Source organism: Massilia sp. GER05, from assembly GCF_052056005.1.
GTDB classification, from domain to species: domain Bacteria; phylum Pseudomonadota; class Gammaproteobacteria; order Burkholderiales; family Burkholderiaceae_D; genus Telluria; species Telluria orientalis.
On record NZ_CP178858.1, the window covers coordinates 3,175,187 to 3,198,848 of the forward strand.

General features: G+C 67.3%; 14 protein-coding genes and 1 pseudogene. 12 read left to right on the forward strand and 3 right to left on the reverse strand.

From position 1 onward, the window contains the following. Positions 1-2 precede the first annotated feature (2 nt). Together ACL58G_RS14280 and ACL58G_RS14285 are read right to left on the reverse strand one after the other, a co-directional pair. Entirely contained in the window at positions 3-989 is a 987-nt protein-coding gene (locus ACL58G_RS14280) for an aldo/keto reductase (protein ID WP_440967455.1), read from the reverse strand. 12 nt (positions 990-1,001) lie between these two features. Continuing rightward, positions 1,002-1,778, reverse strand: a complete 777-nt coding sequence (locus tag ACL58G_RS14285) for an SDR family NAD(P)-dependent oxidoreductase (protein WP_413385978.1) — start codon at positions 1,776-1,778, stop codon at positions 1,002-1,004. Between the two features lie 113 nt (positions 1,779-1,891). Here ACL58G_RS14285 and ACL58G_RS14290 point away from each other — a divergent pair, with 113 nt between their 5' ends. The 9 genes from ACL58G_RS14290 to ACL58G_RS14330 all read left to right on the forward strand — a co-directional run bounded on the left by ACL58G_RS14290 (position 1,892) and on the right by ACL58G_RS14330 (position 17,610). Beyond that, positions 1,892-2,806 (forward strand): LysR family transcriptional regulator, encoded by a 915-nt coding sequence (locus ACL58G_RS14290; RefSeq protein ID WP_413384488.1) that lies wholly within the window; start codon positions 1,892-1,894, stop codon positions 2,804-2,806. 62 nt (positions 2,807-2,868) lie between these two features. Next, a complete protein-coding gene (locus ACL58G_RS14295; protein ID WP_413384489.1) occupies positions 2,869-4,344 on the forward strand; it encodes a sodium:solute symporter in 1,476 nt (491 codons plus the stop codon). 11 nt (positions 4,345-4,355) lie between these two features. Beyond that, on the forward strand, positions 4,356-6,227 hold the full coding sequence (gene sppA, locus ACL58G_RS14300; RefSeq protein WP_440967456.1) for a signal peptide peptidase SppA: 1,872 nt from the start codon (positions 4,356-4,358) through the stop codon (positions 6,225-6,227). A gap of 269 nt (positions 6,228-6,496) precedes the next feature. Beyond that, positions 6,497-7,834, forward strand: a complete 1,338-nt coding sequence (locus ACL58G_RS14305) for an efflux RND transporter periplasmic adaptor subunit (RefSeq protein WP_440967458.1) — start codon at positions 6,497-6,499, stop codon at positions 7,832-7,834. A gap of 157 nt (positions 7,835-7,991) precedes the next feature. Continuing rightward, positions 7,992-11,108 carry an efflux RND transporter permease subunit gene (locus ACL58G_RS14310; protein WP_440967460.1) on the forward strand — a complete coding sequence of 1,039 codons (3,117 nt, stop codon included), beginning with the start codon at positions 7,992-7,994 and terminating at the stop codon, positions 11,106-11,108. Continuing rightward, positions 11,105-14,344 carry an efflux RND transporter permease subunit gene (locus tag ACL58G_RS14315; protein WP_413384499.1) on the forward strand — a complete coding sequence of 1,080 codons (3,240 nt, stop codon included), beginning with the start codon at positions 11,105-11,107 and terminating at the stop codon, positions 14,342-14,344. Before ACL58G_RS14310 ends, ACL58G_RS14315 begins: the two co-directional genes overlap by 4 nt. An 8-nt stretch (positions 14,345-14,352) precedes the next feature. Beyond that, the gene (locus ACL58G_RS14320) at positions 14,353-15,795 is read left to right on the forward strand and encodes an efflux transporter outer membrane subunit (RefSeq protein ID WP_440967462.1); all 1,443 of its coding nucleotides are present in this window, start codon (positions 14,353-14,355) and stop codon (positions 15,793-15,795) included. Between the two features lie 2 nt (positions 15,796-15,797). Then, positions 15,798-16,187, forward strand: a complete 390-nt coding sequence (locus ACL58G_RS14325) for a hypothetical protein (protein ID WP_413384503.1) — start codon at positions 15,798-15,800, stop codon at positions 16,185-16,187. A gap of 97 nt (positions 16,188-16,284) precedes the next feature. Beyond that, entirely contained in the window at positions 16,285-17,610 is a 1,326-nt protein-coding gene (locus ACL58G_RS14330) for an IS4 family transposase (RefSeq protein WP_440963700.1), read from the forward strand. Between the two features lie 80 nt (positions 17,611-17,690). Here ACL58G_RS14330 and ACL58G_RS14335 read toward each other — a convergent pair. Beyond that, positions 17,691-18,682: pseudogene (locus tag ACL58G_RS14335) on the reverse strand (bile acid:sodium symporter family protein). Positions 18,683-18,898: 216 nt separating this feature from the next. On the opposite strand from ACL58G_RS14335, the gene ACL58G_RS14340 reads away from it, so the two are divergent. The 3 genes from ACL58G_RS14340 (at position 18,899) to ACL58G_RS14350 (ending at position 23,566) form a co-directional block, all read left to right on the forward strand. After that, positions 18,899-20,614 (forward strand): rhamnogalacturonan lyase B N-terminal domain-containing protein, encoded by a 1,716-nt coding sequence (locus ACL58G_RS14340; RefSeq protein WP_413384505.1) that lies wholly within the window; start codon positions 18,899-18,901, stop codon positions 20,612-20,614. Between the two features lie 11 nt (positions 20,615-20,625). Continuing rightward, positions 20,626-21,282: a hypothetical protein gene (locus ACL58G_RS14345; protein WP_413384506.1), complete on the forward strand. Its 657-nt coding sequence runs from the start codon at positions 20,626-20,628 to the stop codon at positions 21,280-21,282. A 145-nt stretch (positions 21,283-21,427) separates the two neighbouring features. Then, positions 21,428-23,566, forward strand: coding sequence for a S46 family peptidase (locus ACL58G_RS14350; protein WP_413384508.1), 2,139 nt, complete (start codon positions 21,428-21,430; stop codon positions 23,564-23,566). The last annotated feature ends 96 nt before the right edge of the window (positions 23,567-23,662 follow it).

Consider the following 23,662-nt stretch of genomic DNA (forward strand, 5'->3'; position numbering starts at 1 on the left):
GATCACCAGAGATGGTGCACGTGAGGTGCGATCCGCTCGCGGTACAGCGCGCGCAGCTGTTCCATCGCTTCCGGCGAAATGGCGTCCAGCGCGCTGGCCTGGCTGTTCGCGCTGGCCTGCGCGGCATTCCTGGCGCCCGGGATCACCGTGCTGACGCTTTGCTCCATCAGGATCCAGCGCAGCGCGAATTGCGCCATCGTCGCGCCGCCCGGCACCAGTCCGCGGATCCGTTCGACGGCCTCGAGCGCGAGGTCGTACGGGACGCCGGCAAACGTCTCGCCCTTGTCGAACGATTCCCCCTCGCGGTTGAACGCGCGGTGATCGTCCGCGGCGAACGTCGTGCTGGCGCTCATCTTCCCGGTCAGCAGCCCCGACGCGAGCGGGACGCGCACGATCACGCCGACGCCGCGCCGCGCCGCTTCCGCGAAGAACAGCGTGGCCGGACGCTGGCGGAAGATGTTGTAGATGATCTGCACGGTGGCGACATTCGGGTAGTCGATGGCCTTCAGGCCCTCTTCGACCTTCTCGACGGAGACGCCGTAGTGCCGGATCTTGCCGGCCGCGGCCAGGTCGTCCATGGCGCCGAAGACGTCCGGCCGATAAAAGACCGGCGTCGGCGGGCAATGCAGCTGCACGAGGTCCAGGCAGTCGACGCGCAGGTTGCGCAGCGACCGCTCGACGAACGCCGTCAGGTTGGCCTTCGTATAGCCTTCCGCCACGTGGGGCGACAGGCGGCGCCCGGCCTTGGTGGCCACGAACGGCCGCTCGCCGCCGCGTTCCGCGAGCACGTCCGCGATGAGCCGTTCGGAACGGCCGTCGCCATACACGTCGGCGGTATCGATGAACGTGACGCCATTGTCGAGGGCCGCATGCAGCGCGCCCTTGGCGTCCTCCACGCTGACATCGCCCCAGGAGCCGCCGATCGCCCAGGCGCCGAAGCCGATTTCCGAGACTGCCGCACCGGTGCGGCCCAGTTTTCTTTGTTGCATCTTCTTCCCTTCTTAAACCATCAGTTGTCCACCATTGACTTCGATGACCTGGCCAGTGAGATAGCCGGACAGTTCTTTCGAAGCGAGAAACAGGTATGCGCCCACGCACTCTTCCGGGGTGCCGGCGCGCCCCATCGGGATCGTGCCGACCTGGGCCGACAGCAGGTCGGCGGGCGTGTAGCGGTCATGGAAGGCCGTCTGGATCACCCCGGGCGCGACGGCGTTGACGCGGATACCGTCGGCCACGAACTCCTTCGCATGCCCGCGCGTGAGATTGCTGACAAAACTCTTCGCTGCGGCATACAGGACCGCCCCCTGGCCGCCGCCGTTGCGCGCGGCAATCGACGTCGTGTTGATGATGAAGCCGCCGCCGGCCTGGCGCAGGTAGGGCACTGCCGTGATGCTGGCCTGCCACACCGAACGGGCGTTGAGATCGACGACCTGGTCGAAATGATCGGCCGTCGCCGCTTCCGTCGGGATGCGGCCGAGCATGTTGCCGGCATTGTTCACGATGCCGTCGAGGCCGCCGAGCAGGCGGGCGGCCTCGTGCACGACGCGCCCGGTGTCGGCCAGGTCGGCCAGGTCGCCGTGGACGACCACGGCACGGTCCGGTGCGCCGGCGGCGACGCGCTCGGCGCCGGCGCGGTTGGCGCCGTAGTGGATCGCCACACGGGCGCCTTGCCCGAGGAACCCGAGCGCAACCGCTGCGCCGATGCCGGCCGAGGCCCCCGTGACGAGGATGCGCTTGCCGGCAAGGTCCGGGATGTTGAGTTCGCTGCGAGATGACATGGGCATGGGGATGGTCGCGAGTTGTCGAGCCATCTTTATACCGCTCAGCCTTGCCGCAGTGCTATTATTCAAAGATGAGCCGCATTCATCGCGGCGATGATTCTCTCTCAACCATGTCCCTGATCGATCGCGTCGATTTCGCCGACCTGCGCCTGTTCCTCGCCATCGTGCGCACGCGCAGCTTCAAGGCGGCCGCGATCCAGCTGGGCCTGTCGCCCTCGGCGGCCAGCCACGCCATGCGCCGGCTGGAAGCGCGCCTCGCCGTGAAGCTGCTGAACCGTTCCGCGCGTTCCGTCACCCCGACCGACATCGGCCTCGAACTTGCAAAACGCCTGGAGGACGGCTTCGACGCGATCGGTGCGGCGCTCGGGCTCATCGACTCGGCCACGCCCGCGCATGGCGAACTGCGCATCAACGTGTTCGCGGACGCGGCCCATCTGCTGATCGAGCCGGCGATCGTGGCGTTCGCCCGTGTCTATCCCGACGTACGGCTGACCGTCGTCGTGGAAGACCGGCCCATCGATATCGTCGAGGAAGGCTACGATGCCGGCGTCCGGTATGGGGATTACGTTCCGGAAGACATGGTCGCCGTGCCCCTGAGCGGCCCCCAGCGCTGGGTCGTGGCGGCGGCCCCGGCGTATCTGGCCAACTACGGCGAGCCGGCGCATCCCGACGACCTGGCGCGGCACCGGTGCCTGCAACTGCTGCTCGGTGATAACTCGGCCTACAAGTGGGAATTCGACGTCGACGGCGAACGGCGCCGGATCCGTGTGCCGGGACCGGTCACGATCAACGATACGGCCACGACGATCGCCGTGGCGAAATCCGGCGCGGGCCTGGCCTATCTTCTCGAATCCAGGATCGCGGGCGAACTGGCCGAGGGCAGCCTGCGCATCGTGCTGGATGCGTTCGCCGCGCGCGGCGAGCCTTTCCACATGTACTACAGCAGCCGGCGCCACAGCCATCCGGCGCTGCGCGCCCTGATCAACATCATCCGTGCCCGGCAATCCCTGCCGCCCGTCGGCTGAAAGCCCGCTGCCGCGCCTTGGGTGTATATTGCCGGGCGATCAGACAACTTTTTGGATCCCCGATGTCCCCGGCTTTACTTTTCTGCATCCTCATCGCGTATTTCGCCCTGCTGCTCGGCGTCGCCTGGGCCACGGGGCGGGGTGCCAACAACGACAGTTTTTTCATCGGTAACAAGAGCAGCAACTGGATGCTCGTCGCGTTCGGCATGGTCGGCACCACGCTGTCCGGCGCCACCTTCATCAGCGTGCCGGGCGCCGTCGGGGCCGACGGCTTCGGCTATGCGCAAATCCTCATCGGCTACGTGGTCGGCTACATCGCCGTCGTTGTCCTGCTGCTGCCGCTGTACTACCGCCTCCGCTTGACCTCGATCTACCACTACCTCGACGTGCGCCTCGGCCGGCGCGCCTACCAGAGCGGCGCCGGGTTCTTCATCCTGTCGCGCCTGTTCGGCGCCACGGCGCGGCTGTACCTCGTCGTCGCCGTCCTGCAGACGATCATCCTCGACAGCCTCGGCATCCCGTTCTGGCTGACGACCTTCGTCATCCTCGGCATGATCCTGCTGTACACCTATCAGGGCGGCGTGAAGACCATCGTCTGGACCGATACGCTGCAGACCACGTGCATGCTGGCCGGCCTGTTCGCCTGCGTCGCGTTCATGCTGGGCCAGCTCGACCTGACGATCCCCGAGGCGCTGCGGCAGATGCAGGACAGGGGCCTCGCGCGCGTGTTCACGCACGACCCGGACAGCCCCGGCTACTGGCTCAAGCAGATCGTGGCCGGCGTCTTCATCGTGTTGACGATGACGGGCATGGACCAGGAAATGATGCAGAAGACGATCTCCGTGAAGACCTTGCGGGATTCGCAGAAGAACCTCTTGAGCCTGACCGCCGTGCTGGTCGTCGTGCTGTGCGCCTTCCTGTTCCTCGGCGGGCTGCTGTACCTGTACGCGCCCATCGCCGGCGTCACCGCGACGGGCGACAGGATCTTCCCGGCCGTCGTCATGGGCCACCTGCCCGCCGCGGTGCAGATCATCTTCCTGATCGCGCTGATCTCGGCGCTGTTCCCCAGCGCCGACGGCGCCATCACGGCGCTGACGTCCACGTTCTGCATCGACATCCTCGGTATCAAGCGCCGCGCCGGCCTGACGGAACACCAGCGCATGCGCCTGCGCCGCCACGTGCACCTCGCGTTCGCCGCGCTGTTCCTGGCCATGGTGCTCGTGTTCAAATGGGTGGACAATCCCAGCATGATCGTCGTCATCCTGAAACTGGCCAGCTATACATACGGACCCTTGCTCGGTCTGTTCGCCTTCGGCATGATGACGACGCGGACGCTGCACGACCGCCTCGTGCCCGTGGTGACCATCGGCGCGCCGATCGTGTGCGCGCTGCTGGAGTATTACCAGCATGCGCTGCTGGGCAGTTACCGCCTCGGCCTCGAACTGCTGATCGTGAACGGCGCCCTCGTATTCGCCGGCCTGTTCGCGATCTCGCGCCGCGCCGAGCCGTCCGCACTGACCGAACCGAATCTCAACTAGCCGGAGCACTAATGTCATTCAAGCCTTTCTCCTCCCTGGGTCGCGGCGTCAAGGCGCTGTGGCGCGGCCTCGACGCCACCCGCCGCTTCGTGCTGAACCTCATCTTCCTGGTCATCCTGATCGCCTTCGTCTGGGCCCTGTTCGGCGGCGGCCTCAAGCCACTGGCGCCCAAGACGGCGCTCGTGCTCGACCTGAAGGGCGAACTGGTCGAGGCGCGCGCCGGCAGCGTGCGCGATTCCGTCGTCGCCGGCCTGTCGGGCAACGGCCGCCGCCTCGTGCGCCTGCCGGACGTGCTGAAGGCGCTGGACGGCGCCGCGAAGGACAGCAACGTGAGCGAAGTCCTCGTGCTGCTGGACGAGCTGGATGGCGGCGGCCTCGCGTCCGTGCGCGAGATCGGCGCCGGCATCGAGCGCGTGAAGGCGGCCGGCAAGCGCGTGGTCGTCTGGGGCGGCAACTTCGACCAGAAGCGCTACCTGATCGCCGCGCATGCCAGCGAGATCTACCTGCATCCGATGGGCATGGTGCTGATCGAAGGTTTCGGCCGCCACCGCAATTACTACCGCGACGCGCTGGACAAGGTCGGCGTCACCGTCAACCTGATGAAGGTCGGTACGTATAAAAGCTTCGCGGAGCCGTTCATCGGCAACGGCCCGTCGCCGGCCGCGCAGGAGGCGGACGCGTTCCTGTACAACGGCCTGTGGACCGCGTACACGGACGAAGTCGAGAAGGCGCGCAAGCTGCCGGCGGGGTCGATCGCGAAAGGCATCGACGAGCTGCCGCAGCGCCTGCAGGCGGCCAACGGCAACGCGGCCAGGGTGGCGCTGGACTGGAAGCTGATCGACGGCGTCAAGACCCGCGACGAAGTGCGCGACATGTTCATCAAGCGCGGTGCGTACGACGACCGCATCAAGAGTTTCCGCCAGGTGAGCTTCGGCGACTACGTGGCACGCCATCCGGAGAAGCCGTTCGGCGACGCGGTCGCCGTCGTCGTCGCGGCCGGCGACATCACGGAAGGCACGGGCGGTCCCGGCATGGTCGGCGGCATCTCGACGGCGAACCTGATCCGCAGCGTGCGCGAGGATTCGTCGGTGAAGGCCGTCGTCCTGCGCGTCAATTCGCCGGGCGGCAGCGCCTACGGTTCGGAACTGATCCGGCGCGAGCTGGAACTGACGCGCGCGGCCGGCAAGCCGGTCGTCGTGTCGATGGGCGACGTGGCCGCGTCGGGCGGCTACTGGATCTCGATGGCGGCCGACGAAGTCATCGCCGACCCGTCCACCGTCACCGGCTCGATCGGCGTGTTCGCCATCCTGCCGACCGCGGACAAGGTCGTCGACAAACTGGGCATCCACACGGCCGGCGTGACGACCACGTGGCTCGCGGACGCCTATAACCCGCTGCGCCCCCTCGATCCGCGCTTCGGCCAGCTGATCCAGTCCGCCATCAACCACGTGTACGACGAGTTCACGACCAAGGCCGCCCTCGCGCGCAAGACGACGCCGGCCAAGATCGACGAAGTGGGCCAGGGCCGCGTGTGGACGGGCACGCAGGCCAAGGAACGCGGCCTCGTCGACCGCCTGGGCAGCTACGGCGACGCGCTGCGCTCGGCCGCCAAGCGCGCGAAGCTGGGCGACGATTTCCGCGTCACCTATGCCGAGCAGCCGACCACGCTGGCCGAGCGGGTGCTGGAACGCATGGGCCTGTCGGACGCGCAGATCCTGAACGTGCAAGTGAAGCTGGGCCTGCTGCCGGTCGACCTCGGCGCGGCCGCGCTGGGCGGCAACGCGACGGCGGGCATCGCCAGGGACCTCGGCTGGCTGTCGGCCGTCGCCGACCGCAAACAGCCGTTCGCGGCCGTCACGCACTGCCTGTGCGGGGTGCCCTGAACCTTTCCGGAGCGTTAATCTTTGTAACAGCGTGTAGTCAAGCAACCATACGTTGCAACACGGGCGTGGGAATCTTCCCGCGCCCGTTTTGTTTGGATCTCCCCGCATGTAGGCGGCTTCTGTGTAAAGCCGTGTAAAGATGCAACTTCCTGTGCCTGGAGAGAGGATACGCTCACCGTACGTTACGAAACATAAGGCAATGCCAGGCCGTGCTACATTTCAAAGGAACATTTATTGTGCTTTTGAACACTCGGCCACCAGGGATCAGAATGGATTCGACCGTCACACCCGACAAGAATAAAACCCCGACCCAACCCAAGCGCTCGCGCCGCACCCGCATCATCGGGACCCTCATCGCCATCGTCGCGATGGGCGGCCTGGGCTGGCTGGCCTGGCACCTCGTGCACCAGCAGCCGCAGGGCGCGCCCGGCGGCGCCGGCAGGCAGGGCGCGGGCGGACCCGGAGCGGGCCGCGGTGGTCCGGGCGGCGGGCGCGGCATGCCGGCCACGACGGTCGGCGTCGGCAAGGCCGAGCGCGCCGACATCCCGATCGTGCTGGACGCCCTCGGCACCGTGACCCCGGCCGCCGTCGCGACCGTGCGGCCGCAGGTCGGCGGCGTGCTGCAGAAGATCCTGTTTACGGAAGGCCAGCTCGTCAAGCAGGGCCAGGTGCTGGCGACCATCGACCCGCGCCCGTCCCAGATGGCGCTGCTGCAGGCGACGGGCCAGCGCCAGCGCGACGAGGCCCAGCTCGAATCGGCCAAGGTCCTGCTGTCCCGCTACCAGACCCTGCTCCAGCAGGACTCGATCGCGCGCCAGGACGTCGACACGCAGGCGGCCCTCGTGAAACAGCTGCAGGGCGCCGTGACGACCGACAAGGCGGCCGAAGGCATCGCCCGGATCAACCTCGGCTACACGCAGGTGCGCGCCCCGATCGCCGGCCGCGTGGGCCTGCGCACGGTGGACATCGGCAACCTGGTGGCCAGCAGCGACGCGAACGGCATCGCCGTCATCACCCAGCAATCGCCGATCGACGTCGAATTCGCCGTGCCGCAGGACCACCTGCCCGCGATCCAGGAGCGCATCAACGCGAACGCCACGCTGCCCGCGACGGCGCTGGACCGCACCCGCACGCGCGAGCTGGCGCAGGGCCGCTTCATGGCGCTGGACAACCAGGTCGACACCGCGACCGGCACCGTCAAGGCCAAGGCCCGCTTCGGCAACGAAGCGTCGAAACTGTTCCCCAACCAGTTCGTGAACGTGCGCCTGCAGGTGAACGTCATCAAGAACGCGATCACGGTGCCGGTGACGGCATTGCGCCACGGCGCCAACGGCGACTACGTCTACGTGCTGAATCCGCAGACCCGCACCGTCGCGCTGACGAACGTGAAGCGGGGCGAGGAAGACGCCGAGCGCGTCGAGATCACGAGCGGTCTGAAAGGCGGCGAGACCGTCATCACGGAAGGCGCCGACCGCCTGAAGGATGGCGCGAAGGTGACGCTGCCGGGCGAGCATCCGGCGCGCGGGCAGGGTGCCGGTGCCGCGGGCGGCAAGTCGGGCCAGGGCGGACAGCACCGCCGCCGCCAACAGGAAGGGGCGGCGCAATGATGGCGTTTGCCAGGGCCCGTACCAATAGCACGTCGTTCCCGCGCAGGCGGGAACCCAAGTTCTGCTCGCGCCGCGTCGGCTCGACGAAATTGGGCCCCGGCCTTCGCCGGGGCGACGGTCTCGCGTGCGACGGTCCCGCGTGCAACGGAGCTGTTCGATGAGCCCATCCGCCCCATTCATCCGTCGCCCCGTCGCCACGTCGCTGCTGATGCTGGCGATCGTGCTGGCTGGCCTCGTCGGCTATAAATTCCTGCCGCTGTCCGCGCTGCCGCAGGTCGACTTCCCGACCATCCAGGTGCAGACGCTGTACCCGGGCGCGAGTCCGGAAGTGATGGCGCGCACCGTGACGGCGCCGCTGGAACGCCAGTTCGGCCAGATGTCGGGCCTGGCGCGCATGAGTTCCAACAGCGCGGCCGGCGTCTCCGTGATCACCTTGCAGTTCACCCTGGGCCAGACGCTCGACGTGGCCGAGCAGGAAGTCCAGGCCGCGATCAATGCCGGCGGCTCGCTGCTGCCGACCGACCTGCCGGCGCCGCCGGTCTACGCCAAGGTCAACCCGGCCGACGCGCCCGTGCTGACGCTCGCCATCACGTCCGATTCGATGCCGCTGACGGAGGTGCAGAACCTCGTCAACACGCGCCTCGCGCTGAAGATCAGCCAGGTGACGGGCGTGGGCCTCGTCACCCTGCAGGGCGGCCAGCGTCCGGCCGTGCGCATCCAGGCCAACACCGAGGCGCTCGCCGCCAACGGCCTCGGCCTCGACACGCTGCGCACCGCGATCACGAACGCGAACGCCAACAGCGCCAAGGGCAGCTTCGACGGCCCGCTGCGCGCCTACACCATCAACGCCAACGACCAGCTGGTGACGGTGCCCGACTACACGAACCTGATCGTCGCGTACAAGAACGGCGCGCCGGTGCGCCTGGGCGACGTGGCGAAGGTCGTCGACAGCGCGGAGAACGTCAAGCTCGGCGCATGGGCGAACATGAAGCCCGCGATCATCCTGAACGTGCAGCGCCAGCCGGGCGCCAACGTGATCGCCACCGTGGACGCCATCAAGCAGCGCCTGCCCGAGCTGCAGGCCAGCCTGCCGCAGAGCATCCACATGGACGTGCTGTCGGACCGCACGAACGGCATCCGCGCCTCCGTCGAACACGTGCAGATCGAGCTCGTGCTGGCCGTCGTCCTCGTCGTGCTCGTGATCTTCGCGTTCCTGCACAGCGTCCGCGCCACCGTGATCGCCAGCCTCGCCGTGCCCATCTCGCTGGTCGGCACGTTCGGCATCATGTACCTGCTCGGGTACAGCCTGAACAACCTGTCATTGATGGCGCTGACGATCGCGACCGGCTTCGTCGTCGACGACGCCATCGTCATGATCGAGAACATCTCGCGCTACATCGAGGAAGGCGAAAGGCCGATGGACGCCGCGCTGAAGGGCGCCACGCAGATCGGCTTCACCATCATCTCGCTGACCGTGTCGCTGATCGCCGTGCTGATCCCGCTGCTGTTCATGGGCGACGTCGTGGGCCGGCTGTTCCGCGAATTCGCCGTGTCGCTCGCGATCACGATCCTGATCTCGGCCGTCGTGTCGCTGACGCTCGTGCCGATGATGTCGGCCCGCTGGCTCAAGCAGCACGACAAGTCGCACGAAACCCCATTCGCCCGCAAGTTCCAGTCGTTCTTCGACTGGACCGTCGGCCACTACGACCGCGGCCTGAACTGGGTCCTCGCACGCCAGGGCCTGACCCTGCTCGTCGCGCTGGGAACGCTCGTGCTGACGGCGATCCTGTGGACGTTCATCCCGAAAAGCCTGTTCCCCACGCAGGACACGGGCCAGCTGCAGGCGCGCGTGGAAGCGCGCCAGGCGATCTCGTACAGTTCGATGGCCGCGATGCAGCAGGCCGCCGCGCGCGAGATCCTGGCCGACCCGGACGTCGAATCGCTCGCGTCGACCGTGGGCGTGGATGCCGCCAACAACACGATGCTCCACACGGGCACCATGCTGATCAACCTGAAGGCGAAGCACGGCGACCAGCAGGACATCATGGAGCGCCTGCGCCGCCGCGTGGCGCAGAACGTCGCCGGCGTCACGCTGTACCTGCAGCCGACCCAGGACCTCACCATCGACGCCGAGACGGGCCCGACCCAGTACCGCCTGTCGATCGAAGGCGCGGACACGAAGACGGTGACGGAGTGGGCGCACAGGATGGTGGCGGCGATGGCGCGCCGCAAGGAGCTGGCGAACGTCGTCACGGATGCGGGCGCCACCGGCGCAGCCGCCTACGTCAACATCGATCGCGACAGCGCGTCGCGCCTGTCCGTGACGGCATCGAACGTCGACGACGCGTTGTACAGCGCGTTCGGCCAGCGCATCGTGTCGACCATCTTCACGGAGACGAACCAGTACCGCGTGATCCTGGAGGCGCAGCAGGACGACAAGATGTCGCTCGACGCGCTGTCGGACCTGCAGCTGCGCACGGGCTCCGGCGCGCCGACGCCGCTGTCCGCGATCGCCTCCATCACGGAGCAGGCCGCGCCGCTGCAGATCACGCACGTGGCGCAGTACCCGGCGACGACCATCGGCTTCGACACCGCGTCCGGCATCAAGCTGGGCACCGCCGTCGCCGCGATCAAGGAAGTCGCGCAGGAGATCGGCCTGCCGGGCTCCGTGACCATGACGTTCCTCGGCGCGTCCGGCGCGTACCAGGCGTCGCTGTCGAACCAGCTGTGGCTGATCCTCGCGGCCGTCGTCTGCGTGTACATCGTGCTTGGGGTGCTGTACGAGAGCTACATCCACCCGCTGACGATCCTCTCCACCTTGCCGTCGGCCGGCGTCGGCGCGCTGCTGGCGCTGGGGATCACGGGGCAGGGTCTCGGCGTCATCGGCATCATCGGCATCATCCTGCTCATCGGCATCGTGAAGAAGAACGCGATCATGATGATCGACTTCGCCATCGAGGCCGAGCGCGACGAGGGCAAGGACCCGCGGACGGCGATCCACCAGGCCGCGATGCTGCGCTTCCGTCCGATCATCATGACGACGCTGGCCGCGCTGTTCGCCGCCATCCCGCTGATGTTCGGCTGGGGCGAGGGCGCCGAGCTGCGCCGGCCGCTGGGCCTCGCGATCTTCGGCGGCCTGATCGTCAGCCAGCTGCTCACGCTGTTCACGACGCCCGTCATCTATCTCGCGTTCGACCGCCTCGCGCGGCGCTGGAGCGGCGCGGAACCCGCTAAACCAGGCGGCGCGGCGAAACCCGGCGGAGCGGGCGCATGAGTCTCTCGCAGCCGTTCATCAAGCGGCCCATCGCGACGGTGCTGCTGACCATCGGCATCGCGCTGGCGGGCATCGGCGCGTTCTTCGTGCTGCCCGTGTCGCCGCTGCCGCAGGTCGACTTCCCGGCGATCTCCGTGTCGGCCAACCTGCCGGGCGGCAGTCCGGACACGATGGCGACGTCGGTCGCCACGCCGCTGGAACGGCGGCTGGGCGTGATCGCGGGCGTCAACGAGATGACGTCCAGCAGCGGCAACGGCTCCACCCGCATCAACCTGCAGTTCGACCTCACGCGCCAGATCGACTCCGCCGCGCGCGAAGTGCAGGCCGCGATCAATGCGGCGCGCGCCGACCTGCCGGCCACCCTGCGCAGCAATCCGACGTACCGCAAGGCCAACCCGTCCGACGCGCCCGTGATCATCCTGGCGCTGACGTCGAAGACGCGTTCGCCCGGCCAGATCTACGACGACGTGTCGAACGTCGTGCAGCAAAAGCTCGCGCAGGTGAAGGGCGTGGGCGACGTGGAGATCGGCGGCGGCTCGCTGCCGGCCGTGCGCGTCGACCTGAACCCGTACCAGCTGAACCAGTACGGCCTGTCGACCGAGGACGTGCGCGCGGCCATCCAGGCGACGAACGCCAACCGGCCGAAGGGCGCGCTGGAAGGGCAGGGCATGCGCCTGCAGATCTATTCGCAGGCGAACACGCCGACCAATGGCCGCACGGCGGCCGACTACAAGGGCCTCGTCGTCGCATGGCGCAACGGTTCCGCCATCCGGCTGCAGGACGTCGCCACCGTGTGGGACGGCGTCGAGAACATCAACACGCTGGGCCTGTTCAACGGCGAACCCGCCGTGATCGTGCTGGTGACGAGCCAGCCGGGCGCCAACGTCATCGAGACCGTGGACGGCGTGCGCGCGCTGCTGCCGCAGCTGCAGGCCCAGTTGCCGCAGGACGTGCGCATGCAGGTCGCGTCGGACCGCACCCATTCCATCCGCGCGTCGCTGCACGAGATCGAGATGACCCTCATGATCTCGATCCTGCTCGTCGTGCTCGTGGTCTCCGTGTTCCTGCGCAGCGTCCGCGCGACCGTCGTGCCGGCCGTGGCGACCGTCGTCTCGCTGCTGGGCACCTTCGGCGTGATGTACCTGCTGGGCTTCTCCCTGAACAACCTATCGCTGATGGCGCTCACGGTGGCGACGGGATTCGTCGTCGACGACGCCATCGTCGTGCTGGAAAACACGAGCCGCCACGTGGAGCAGGGCATGGACCGCATGAAGGCGGCGCTGCTGGGCGCGCAGGAAGTGGGTTTTACCGTGCTGTCCATCAGCCTGTCGCTCGTGGCCGTGTTCATCCCGCTGCTGTTCATGGGCGGCCAGGTGGGCCGGCTGTTCCGCGAATTCGCCGTCACGCTGTCGGCCGCCGTGATGATCTCGCTCGTCATCTCGCTGACGACGACGCCGATGCTGTGCGCGATGCTGCTGAAACCGGGCCAGAAGCTGCACGACCACGCGGGCCGCAAGCAGGGCCGCCTCGCGCGCTGGGCCGAGCGGGCCTTCGACGGCGTGCTGAAGTCGTACGAGCACGCGCTCGACTGGGCGCTCGACATGAAGGCGCTCGTGATGCTGATCCTCGTGTTCGTCGTCGGCCTGAACGTGTACCTGTTCTCGGCCGCACCGAAAGGCTTCTTCCCGCAGCAGGACACGGGCCAGGTCAACGGCGGCCTGCGCGCGGACCAGAGCATCTCGTTCCAGGCCATGCAGGGCAAGCTGCGCCAGCTCGTGAACATCATCAAGAGCGATCCCGCCGTGGACACCGTCGTCGGCTTCACGGGCGGCTCGCGCGCGGGCGGCGGCTTCATGTTCCTGAACCTGAAACCGGCCGACGAGCGCGCCAAGGGCGAGAGCGGCCAGGCGGTGATCGCGCGCCTGCGTCCGAAGCTCGCGCAGGTGACGGGCGTACAGCTGTTCCTGAACCCCGTGCAGGACCTGCGCATGGGCGGGCGCCAGTCCAACTCCACGTACCAGTACACCCTGAAGAGCGACAACCGCGCCGACCTGAAAACGTGGGCGACGAAGCTGGCGGACGCGATGAAGGGGCAGAAGGCGCTGACCGACGTCGACACCGACCAGGCGGACAACGGCGTCGAGACCTATGTCGACATCGACAAGCAGACGGCCGCGCGCCTCGGCATCAGCGCGAAGGACATCGACAACGCGCTGTACGACGCGTTCGGCCAGCGCCAGGTCGCCAACATCTACGACGAGTTGAACCAGTACCACGTGATCATGGGCGTTGCGCAGCAGTACGCGCGCTCGCCGGCCGCGCTGGACGACGTGTACGTGCCGGCCAAGAACGCGCCCACGACCGCCGCCGGCACCCCCGCCGCGCCCGCGAACCTGACGGCCGCGCGCGATCCGTCCGGCGGCTCGGCCCTGTCGTCGAGTGCCACGACGATGGTGCCGCTGTCCGCCATCGCGCATTTTGCCGAGCGCTCGACGCCGAGCTCCGTCAACCACCAGGACGGCGAGCTGGCGACGACGATCTCGTTCAACCTCGCGGAGGGCTTCTCGCTGTCGGAAGCGCAGCAGGCGGTGAAGCAGGCGGAGGCCGACATCGGCATGCCGACCAACGTGCGCGGCAGCTTCCAGGGCCAGGCCAAGCAGGCGCAGGAATCGAACCAGCAGCAGCCGCTGCTGATCCTCGCCGCCATCGTCGTCATCTACATCGTCCTCGGCATCCTGTACGAAAGCCTCGTGCATCCGGTCACGGTGCTGTCGACGTTGCCGTCGGCCGGCGTGGGCGCCGTGCTGGCGCTGCTGCTGTTCCACATGGAGTTTTCCATCATCGCGCTGATCGGCGTGTTCCTCCTGATCGGCATCGTGAAGAAGAACGCGATTTTGATCATCGACTTCGCGCTGGAAGCGGAGCGCGCGCGCGGCCTGTCGGCCACTGACGCCGTGCGCGAGGCGTGCCTGCTGCGCTTCCGTCCGATCCTGATGACGACCCTGGCCGCGGCGCTGGGCGCGCTGCCGCTGGCGATCGGCTTCGGCGAGGGCTCCGAGCTGCGCCAGCCGCTGGGCATCGCCATCATCGGCGGCCTGGTCGCGAGCCAGCTCCTGACGCTGCTGACCACGCCAGTCGTCTACGTCTACCTCGACAAGCTCCGCCGCCGCAACGCGGACGAACACCACCTGGTCCGCCATCCGCTGGAGGACCAGCCCACGATTTCCCAGCCATGAACCGAACCATGCGATTTACCACGACCATTCGTCCGCTGATCTCCGCGTTGCTCGCCGCCGCCGTGCTGTCCGGCTGCGCGCTCGCGCCCACGTACGAGCGCCCGGCGGCGCCGCAGCCGGCAGCGTTCAAGGAGCTGCAAGGTTGGGCGCCCGCCGCACCGGCAGATGCGCTCGACCGCGGTCCATGGTGGACCCTGTTCAACGACCCCGTGCTCGATGGCCTCGTGCGCCAGGTCGAGGTCAGCAACCAGAACGTGGCGGCGGCCGTCGCCGCGTACAGCCAGGCGCGCGCGCTCGTCGCGCAGCAGCGCGCGTCGCTGTTCCCGACCGTGACCTTGACCGGCGGCGCGAACCGCAACGGCAGCGGCGGGGGCAGCGGGTCGAACGACAACAACAGCAACGGCCGCACCTCGAACAGCTTCCGCCTGAACATCGGCTCGAGCTGGGAGCCGGACGTGTGGGGGCGCCTGCGCGCGGGCGTCTCGGCGGCGCAGGCCAATGCCCAGGCCAGCGCGGCCGACCTGGCGTCGGCACGCCTGTCCGCGCAGGGCGAACTGGCGGCCGACTATTTTTCGCTGCGCTCCGTCGACGCCCAGCGCGCGCTGCTGGCCACCACCATCGAAGGCTACCAGCGCGTGCTGAAGATCACGCAGAACCGCTTCGACGTGGGCATCGTGCCGCACTCGGACGTCTACCAGGCCCAGACCCAGCTCGCCAGCGCGCAGAGCGACGACCTGACGCTGGCCCGCCAGCGCGCGCAGCTGGAGCACGCGATCGCGGTCCTCGTCGGCAAGGCGCCGGCCGACTTCGCGCTGGCGCCGGCGCCGTGGAGCGTAACCGTGCCGGACGTGCCGGTCGGCGTGCCGTCCACCTTGCTGGAGCGCCGCCCCGACATCGCCGCGTCCGAACGCGCCGTGGCCGCGGCCAACGCGCAGATCGGCATCGTGCGCGCCGCCTACTTCCCGCAGATCGGCCTGACGGCATCGTACGGCCCGTCCGCCAGCGCCATCGGCGACCTGTTCAAGGCATCGAGCATGGCGTGGGCACTGGGCCTGTCGGCCACCGAGACGATCTTCAACGGCGGCGCCAACCGCGCGGCGGTGCAGGGCGCCGACGCGGCGCGCGAGCAGGCCGTCGCGCGCTACCGCCAGACGGTGCTGGACGCCTTCGCCGACGTCGAGGACCAGTTGAACGCCACGCGCGTGCTGGCGCAGCAGCAGGAGCTGCAGCGCCAGGCATCGGAGGCGGCGGACAAGGTCGAGGAGCAGGTGCTGAACCGCTACAAGGCCGGCCAGGTGAGTTATTCGGAAGTGGTGCAGGCCCAGGTGACGGCGCTGAACGCGCGCCGCGCGCTCGTGCAGACGCAGGGCAACCGGCAGACGACGGCCGTGGCGCTGATCCAGTCGCTGGGCGGCGGCTGGCACGCGGACCAGCTCACCGCGCAGGAGTAACCATGCCTGCATGGAGCGCGCTGTATCTGGCGGGCGACGTGGCGCTGTCGGCCTGGATGCTGCGCCACGACTTCCGCCGCCGCGGCCGCGCGGCCGTCGTCGCGACGGCCGAACTGCTGGGCAGCGTGAGCCTCGCGCTGCCGGCGCTCGCTTATCTGGATGAGGACTTCGCCGCACTGTTGAACGAGTCGGCGCTGTGGACGCTGTTCGCGCTCGGGATGGTGGCGCTGGCAAGCTTCAGCTGGCGCGATATCCGCGCGAGCCTGCACGATCCGCGCACGGCCTGGCTGCCGCCGCGCCGGCGCTGGCTCATCACGGCGCTGGGCCCCGGCATGATGCTCGCCGCCGCGCTCCCCGAAGTGTGGTGGGGCGGCCTGGCGCTGGCCAAATAAAACCGGGGTCAGAGCCCTAATGCCGTTCAGTTAAGACTGAACGGCATTTTTATTTAATCGTTGTAAACGCCGGGCATCGCTGTTAACCTTCGTCGCCATGTTCGACGACACTCTGCATTTTCTGGCAAATCATCTTGAGGCTCCCGACTGGGCAAGGTTGGGGGAGCATTTGCCATACGAATGGATCGAGCAGGCCGTCATAAGCACGGAAGCGACGAGTATCCGACATCGTCGCCTGCCTGCCGAGCAGGTTGTATGGCTGATGGTGGCACTGGCTTTGTATCGGCACAAATCGATCAGCGAAGTGCTGGATGATCTTGGTTTGGCGCTACCGGACGCGCAGACGCCGTTCGTCAGCAAAAGCGCTGCGGCCCAAGCGCGCCAGCGCGTCGGACCTGAGCCCTTGAAGTGGCTATTCGAGCGCTCGGCAAGGCATTGGGTGACGCAGGACAGGAAGGCTTACCTGTTCAAAGGACTGCAGCTGTTCGCCATGGACGGGACGACCTTGCGCACGCACGACACTGCGGAAAATCGCAACCACTTTGGCGCCCAGAGTTACGCCAGCGATACGGTCGCCAGCTATCCGCAAGTGCGCGGTGTCACCCTCACGTCGCTGCCCACGCACCTGGTGCATAGTGCCGCGTTCGGCCCATACTCGACCAATGAAATGCTGTACGCAAAGCAGCTTATCGAGGCTATTCCGGATGAATCGCTGACGGTCTTCGATCGAGGCTTTCTCTCGGCCGAAATCTTGTGCGGCCTGACAGGCAGCGGCGCCGAACGGCACTACATCATTCCAGCCAAATCGAACACCAAGTGGGAAGCGCTCGAAGCCGAAAGCGACGATATGTTGGTGCGCATGCGTGTGTCGCCCCAGGCCAGGGCCAAGTGCGCAGAATTGCCTGAGTTCTGGGAAGCGCGCGCGATCACCGTCGTCGACGCACAGGCGCGCAAACGCATCCTGCTGACCTCGCTGCGCGACCGTCGTCGCTACAAGCCAAGCGATATCGCCGCCTGTTACGACAAGCGCTGGGGGATTGAAACGAGCTACCGGGAGCTCAAGCAAACGATGCTCGGCACGGCACTGACGCTGCGCTCGAAAACAACGGATGGCGTATATCAGGAAATCTGGGGAACGCTTATCGCCTACAACCTGATCCGGCTCGAGATCGCCAAGGCTGCGCTGGCGGTGAAGTGCGAGCCGACCGAGGTCAGCTTCATCCGGGCATTCCACCTGATCCAATTCGAACTGCACTGGGCCGGCGTCACGAGATCGTATGGAAAATTGCCTGCGTCGATGAGACACTTGCGGGAAAGGCTGGTTAGCCTCCTGAAAGACGAACGGCCCGGCCGCAAATGCGACCGGGCCGTCAAGGCAACGCCAAAGCGTTATGCCGTCCGGAAGGTCAAGAAGCTAGCTTAACTGAACGGCATTAGGGTCAGAGCCCGGATTTTGGCAACAACCTAAAAGACATTTCCAATAATCGGGCTCTGACCCTGGTGTTAACGTTGTTCGCGGCCCCACTTCTGGGCGAGGACCGCGCAGACCATCAGCTGGATCTGGTGGAACAGCATCACGGGCAGGATGACCATGCCCAGCGCGCTCGGCGCGAACAGCACCTTGGCCATCGGCACGCCGCTGGCGAGACTTTTTTCGAGCCGCAGAACACGATGGTGATCTCGTCCTCGCGGCTGAAGCCCAGGCGCCGGCTCGTCCACGTGGCCAAGCCCAGCGCGATCGCCAGCATCACGCAGCTGATGACGACGAGCGCAACGAGCGATTCCCCCGACAGCTTGTGCCACAGGCCTTCGTTGACGGATTCGGAAAACGCCGTGTAGACCACCAGCAGGATCGAGCCCTGGTCGACGATCTTCAGCATCGGCTTGTGGCTGTCCACCCATTTGCCGATCCACGGACGCAGGAATTGCCCGGCCAGGAAAGGCAGCAGCAGCTGTTCGACGATGGTGATCACCGCGTCCAGCGACGAGCCGCCGGCCGCGCCCTGCACGATCAGCGTCGACACGAGCAGCGGCGTGACGAAGATGCCGACGAAGTTCGACGCCGACGCGCTGCACACGGCCGCCGCCACGTTCCCGCGCGCCATCGACGTGAACGCGATCGACGACTGCACGGTGGAGGGCAGGGTGCACAGGAACAGGATGCCCACGTACAGCTCGGGCGTGACGACGCTGCCCGCCAGCGGCTTCATGGCGAGACCCAGCAGCGGGAACATGACGAAGGTCGACGCAAGCACCAGCAGGTGTAGGCGCCAGTGCGTCATGCCGGCGACGATCGCTTCGCGCGACAGCTTTGCGCCGTGCAGGAAGAACAACAAGCCGATGGCGACGGTGGTGACCTTGCCGAGGACGACGGCGGTCTCGCCCGCGCACGGCAGCACGCTCGCGAGCGCGACGGTGCACAGCAGCAGGATGGTGAAGGTGTCGATCGACAGGCGGCGGAGGAGGGCGGAAACGGGGGCGAGAAGGCTGGACATGATGATGGTCGGCGAGTAGCTCCGGACAGCGCCGGACCCGCCATTCTATCTGCATCTGCTGGCCTCCGCTCAAGCGCGTGATTCTTTGCGTGGCAAGCATTCCACCCCGTTGACCCGCCGCGCGCAGCCCGTCAATACTGATGTGCAAACCCGGGTGCGTACATATTTGACAATCGAGACTGACGTCCCGACAAACCGACAAACAGGAGACAGACGATGCACATGTTCATGCGCAGGACCGCCTTCGCCTCAACGTTATGCCTGCTGGCCGCAGGCTGCAGCGACAACAACACGGCAAGCGCCGGCGCCACCAGGACGCTGGCGACCGTCGCCACGGCATCCGCGTTCGGCCTCACGCAGGATGCCAATTTCTACACGATCGACACGGGCGCGGGCCTCGTCTTCAAGGTGCGGCGCCTGGACAACGGCGTCAGCACGCAGTCGGCCGGCGACATCGCCTCGCTGGTCTACAACGGCGTCGAGTACCAGGACCAGGGCCGCGGCACGCAGGTCAATTCTGGCTTCGACTACCTGTACAAGGGCATCTCCGCGGTGGACGTGAACGCGCAGACGATCGGCAGCGACGTCGTCAAGGTGACCGTGCAGGCTGGCGGCCTCACGCACTACTACATCGCGCGCCGCGGCGAGGCGAAGATCTACATGGGGACGTACTTCACGAGCGAGCCCGATACGCTGAACCTCGCGCGCTTCATCGTGCGCGTGCCGATCGCGCGGCTGCCCAACGGCCCGGCGCCGTCCGACCTGCGCGGCACCAGCGGGGCGATCGAAGCGAGCGACGTCTTCGGCATGCCGAACGGCGAGACGCGCTCCAAGCACTACTCGAACATGCGCCTGAAGGACTGGCAATTCATCGGCGCGACGGGGACCAACGTCGGCCTGTGGATCGTCCGCGACAACAACGAGGGCAATTCGGGCGGCCCGTTCTACCGCAGCCTGCTGAACCAGGCCACGGCCACGAACCAGGAGATCACCTACATCATCAACTACGGCGAGGGCCAGACGGAGCCGCTGCGCACGAAAGTCCTCAACACGTACACGATGGTGTTCAACGACGGCGCCGCGCCGGCACCGGTGGACACGTCCTGGCTCGGCACCCTCGGCCTCACGGGCTGGGTGGGGCCGGAAGCACGCGGTGCCGTGAGCGGGGCGGCCATCACGGGCCGCGATCCGCGCTTCGCCTACACGGTCGGCTTCGCGAATGCGACGGCCCAGTACTGGACGGCGGCCGATGCCACGGACGGCCATTTCGCCAGCACCGGCATGATCCCCGGGACCTATACGATGAAGGTCTACAAGAACGAGCTGGCGGTCGAGACGCGCACGGTGACGGTCGGCGCGGGCGCCACGACGGACGCGGGCACCGTCGCCGTGACGGGCGATCCGGGCAGCGCGGCCGCGCTCTGGCGCATCGGCGAGTGGGACGGCACGCCGGCGGAATTCATCAACGGCGGCAAGGTCACGACCATGCACCCGTCCGACGTGCGCATGGCGCCGTGGACGCCGGGCGATTACGTGGTCGGCACGTCGACACCGGCCACGGGCTTCCCCGCGTACCAGTGGAAGGACGTGAACGGCACGCTGACCGTGCGCTTCAACCTGCGCGCGAGCCAGATCGTGCCGCTGCGCCTGCGCGTCGGCATCACGGACGCCTTCGCGGGCGGACGGCCCAAGGCACAGGTCAACGGCTGGGTCTCGGCGAATCCGCCGGCGTCCACGCAGCCGTCGTCGCGCACGCTGACGGTCGGCACCTACCGCGGCAACAACACGATGTATACGTTCGACATCCCGGCCACCGAACTGGTCGTGGGCCAGAACGTGCTGACGCTGACGGCGATCAGCGGCTCCAGCGGCATCCGCTTCCTGAGCCCCGGCTACAGCTACGACGCGCTCGACCTGATTCCCACGCCATGATGGAGACGACCATGCATGTCAAGAACCGCCTGCTGTGTGCAGCCGCTCTAACCCTGGTCGCGCAATGCGCCGGCGCCGCCGTGCTGCAGACCCTCGGTGCCGGCACGGCCGTCGGCTCCGTCACCAACGCGGCGCACTTCGACCTGAACACGGCGCTCGCCAACGATTGGGTCGAGGACGGCCTGCTGTTCCACGCAAGCGGCTACGGCGCCAACAACGGCTGCGGCTATGCCGGTGTGGACTGTTATGACGCCGTCTCGGAACTGAGCCCCGCGTTCTCCGGCAACTACTTCGCCACGTCCGGCACGAACGCGTACATCAGCGTGCGCCGCGCGGACGGCGCGGATTTCTACCGGATCGAGTTCGCGGCCGGCAGCGGCTACCAGTCCCTGAACGGCTACTGGGCCACGTATGCGGATGGCCAGCGCACCGGCAGCGGCAACTTCAGTTCTCCGCGCGGCGCGGTCCTGGGACTCGTCGACGGGAACGGCTTCGACGAGGTGCGCTACTTCGCCTTCTCGACCGCGAACCGGCAGGCGGGCTACAGCGCGCCCGCGCTGGACGAGGTGCGCGTCGGCCTGCCGGAACCCGCGTCGCCGGCGTTGTGCGCGGCCGCGCTGGCGGGGATGGCGGCGGTGCGGCGACGCCGCAAACGTAAATACGCCTGATAGACGAAATTGCGGGATGTGGCGTCCGCACGACGCCGTTATGGGGTCTGTACATACTCTTCCTGGACGAATCCTGACAATTTTGTTTCCGAAACAAGACGGCCTGGCGATATACTCGTGGTTGCTTTTTTTCGCGAGGTTTGTCTTGTTCAAATCCGTCGTCCTTCCCGTCGCCCTGCTGGGGGCGAGCGCCGGTGCGCTCGCCGACGAGGGCCAGTGGCAGCCGCACCAGCTGCCGCAGCTGAAATCCGAGCTGAAACGCATCGGCATCACGATCCCGGCCGAGCGTCTCGCCGACCTGTCGAAACACCCGATGAGCGCCATCGTGGCGACGCCGGGCTGTTCGGCGTCGTTCGTGTCGCCGGACGGTCTCGTCGTCACGAACCACCACTGCGGCTACGGCGCGATCCAGCGCAATTCGACCCCGGAACACAATTACATCGCCAACGGCTTCCTCGCGAAGACGCGCGCGGAGGAACTGCCGGGCGGGCCGAACACGGTCGTCTACGTGACGGAGAAGGTCGAGAACGTGACGGACCGCGTCCTGAAGGGCCTCGGTGCCGGCGTGTCGGGCAAGGAGCGCCACGAGCAGGTCGCGGCGCGCATCAAGGCGCTGATCGCGGAGTGCGAGAGCGACAAGGCCTACCGCTGCGCGGTCCCCGCGTTCAACCGCGGCGGCGAGTACTACCGCATCAAGCAGCTGCTGATCCGCGACGTGCGCCTCGTCTACGCGCCCGCGAACAGCGTGGGCGACTTCGGCGGCGACATCGACAACTACGAATTCCCGCGCCACGTCGGCGACTTTTCCTTCCTGCGCGCGTACGTCGGCAAGGATGGCCGCCCGGCCGATCCGTCGCCGGACAACGTGCCCTATAAATCGAAGAGCTTCCTCGTCGTCTCGGCCGAAGGGCTGAAGGCGGGCGACCCGATCCTGCTGGCCGGCTACCCGGGCCGCACGAGCCGCTACAAGCTGCCGGCCGAGATCCGTTTCGCGCGCAACGTCGACTATCCGGCCAAGGTGGCATCGATCACGGCCGACCTGTCCGTGATCGCGGCCGCCACGATGGGCAACCCGGACTACACGGTGCGCTACGCAAGCGTGGCGAAGAGCCTGAACAACGTGCTGAAAAAGACGCGCGGCCTGCTGGACGGCTTCGCGCGCAAGGACATCGCTGCCATCAAGGATGCGCAGGACGCTCAATTCCGCACGTGGTACAAGCAGCACGGCACTGGACCGAAGAACCTGCTGGCCGAGCTCGACGCCGCCATCGCCGCCGACATGGCGACGACGCAGCAGGAGACCGCATGGGCGGAAGGCACGCACAGCGACCTGCTGAAGAGCGCGCGCACCTTGTACCGCCTGGCGCTGGAACACCAGAGGCCGGACGCGCAGCGCGAAGCGGGCTTCCAGGACCGCGACGTCTCGTTCATCAAGGCGCGCCTGGCCCGCCTCGAGCAATCGTTCGTGCCCAGCGTCGACCAGGCCCGCTGGCAGGCCGCGCTGGTCCGCTACGGCAAGATCGACACGAAGGTGCGGCCGCACGGGCTGGACGGGCTGCTGCCCGCGCAGAACGCGCTGGCGCCGCTGTACAAGGGCACGGAGCTGGGCGACACGGCAAAGCGCCTCGCGTGGATCGGCAAGGACGCGGACGCGTTCCGCAAATCGAGCGACCCGTTCATCCAGCTGGCCGTGCACCTGCACGACGCCGGCCTCGCGCTGGAAGAGCGCCGCAAGGAAGTCGACGGCAACCTGGAACGCGTCGTCCCGCTGTACATGGACGCCGTCGTGGCCTGGAAGAAGTCGCAGGGCAAGCCGGTCTACCCGGACGCGAACGGCACCTTGCGCGTGACCTACGGCACCGTGGCGCCGTACAGCCCGCGCGACGGCATCGTCAAGGGTCCGTTCACCACCGTCGAAGGCATCCTCGAGAAGCAGACGGGCAAGGCGCCGTTCGACGCGCCGAATTCGCTGCTGCAGGCAATCCGCGACAAGCGCTACGGCCAGTTCCGGGATCCGGCGCTGGGCACGGTGCCGGTGAACTTCCTGTCGAGCGCCGACACGACGGGCGGCAATTCCGGTTCCGCCGTGATGAACAAGCGCGGGGAACTGGTCGGCCTGAACTTCGATTCGACCTACGAGTCGATCACGAAGGACTGGTACTTCGATCCGGTGATCACGCGTGCGATCCACGTCGACATCCGCTACATGCTGTGGGTGATGAAGGAGGTCGACCATGCGGACAACCTGCTGAAGGAAATGACGATCAAGTATCCCAAGAGCTAACGGCGTGCATGGTGGGCACGGGGTGCCCACCCTACGATATCGATACGTTCGTAGGGCGGGCTCCCCCAGCCCACGCGAACGCGACGATATCGATAT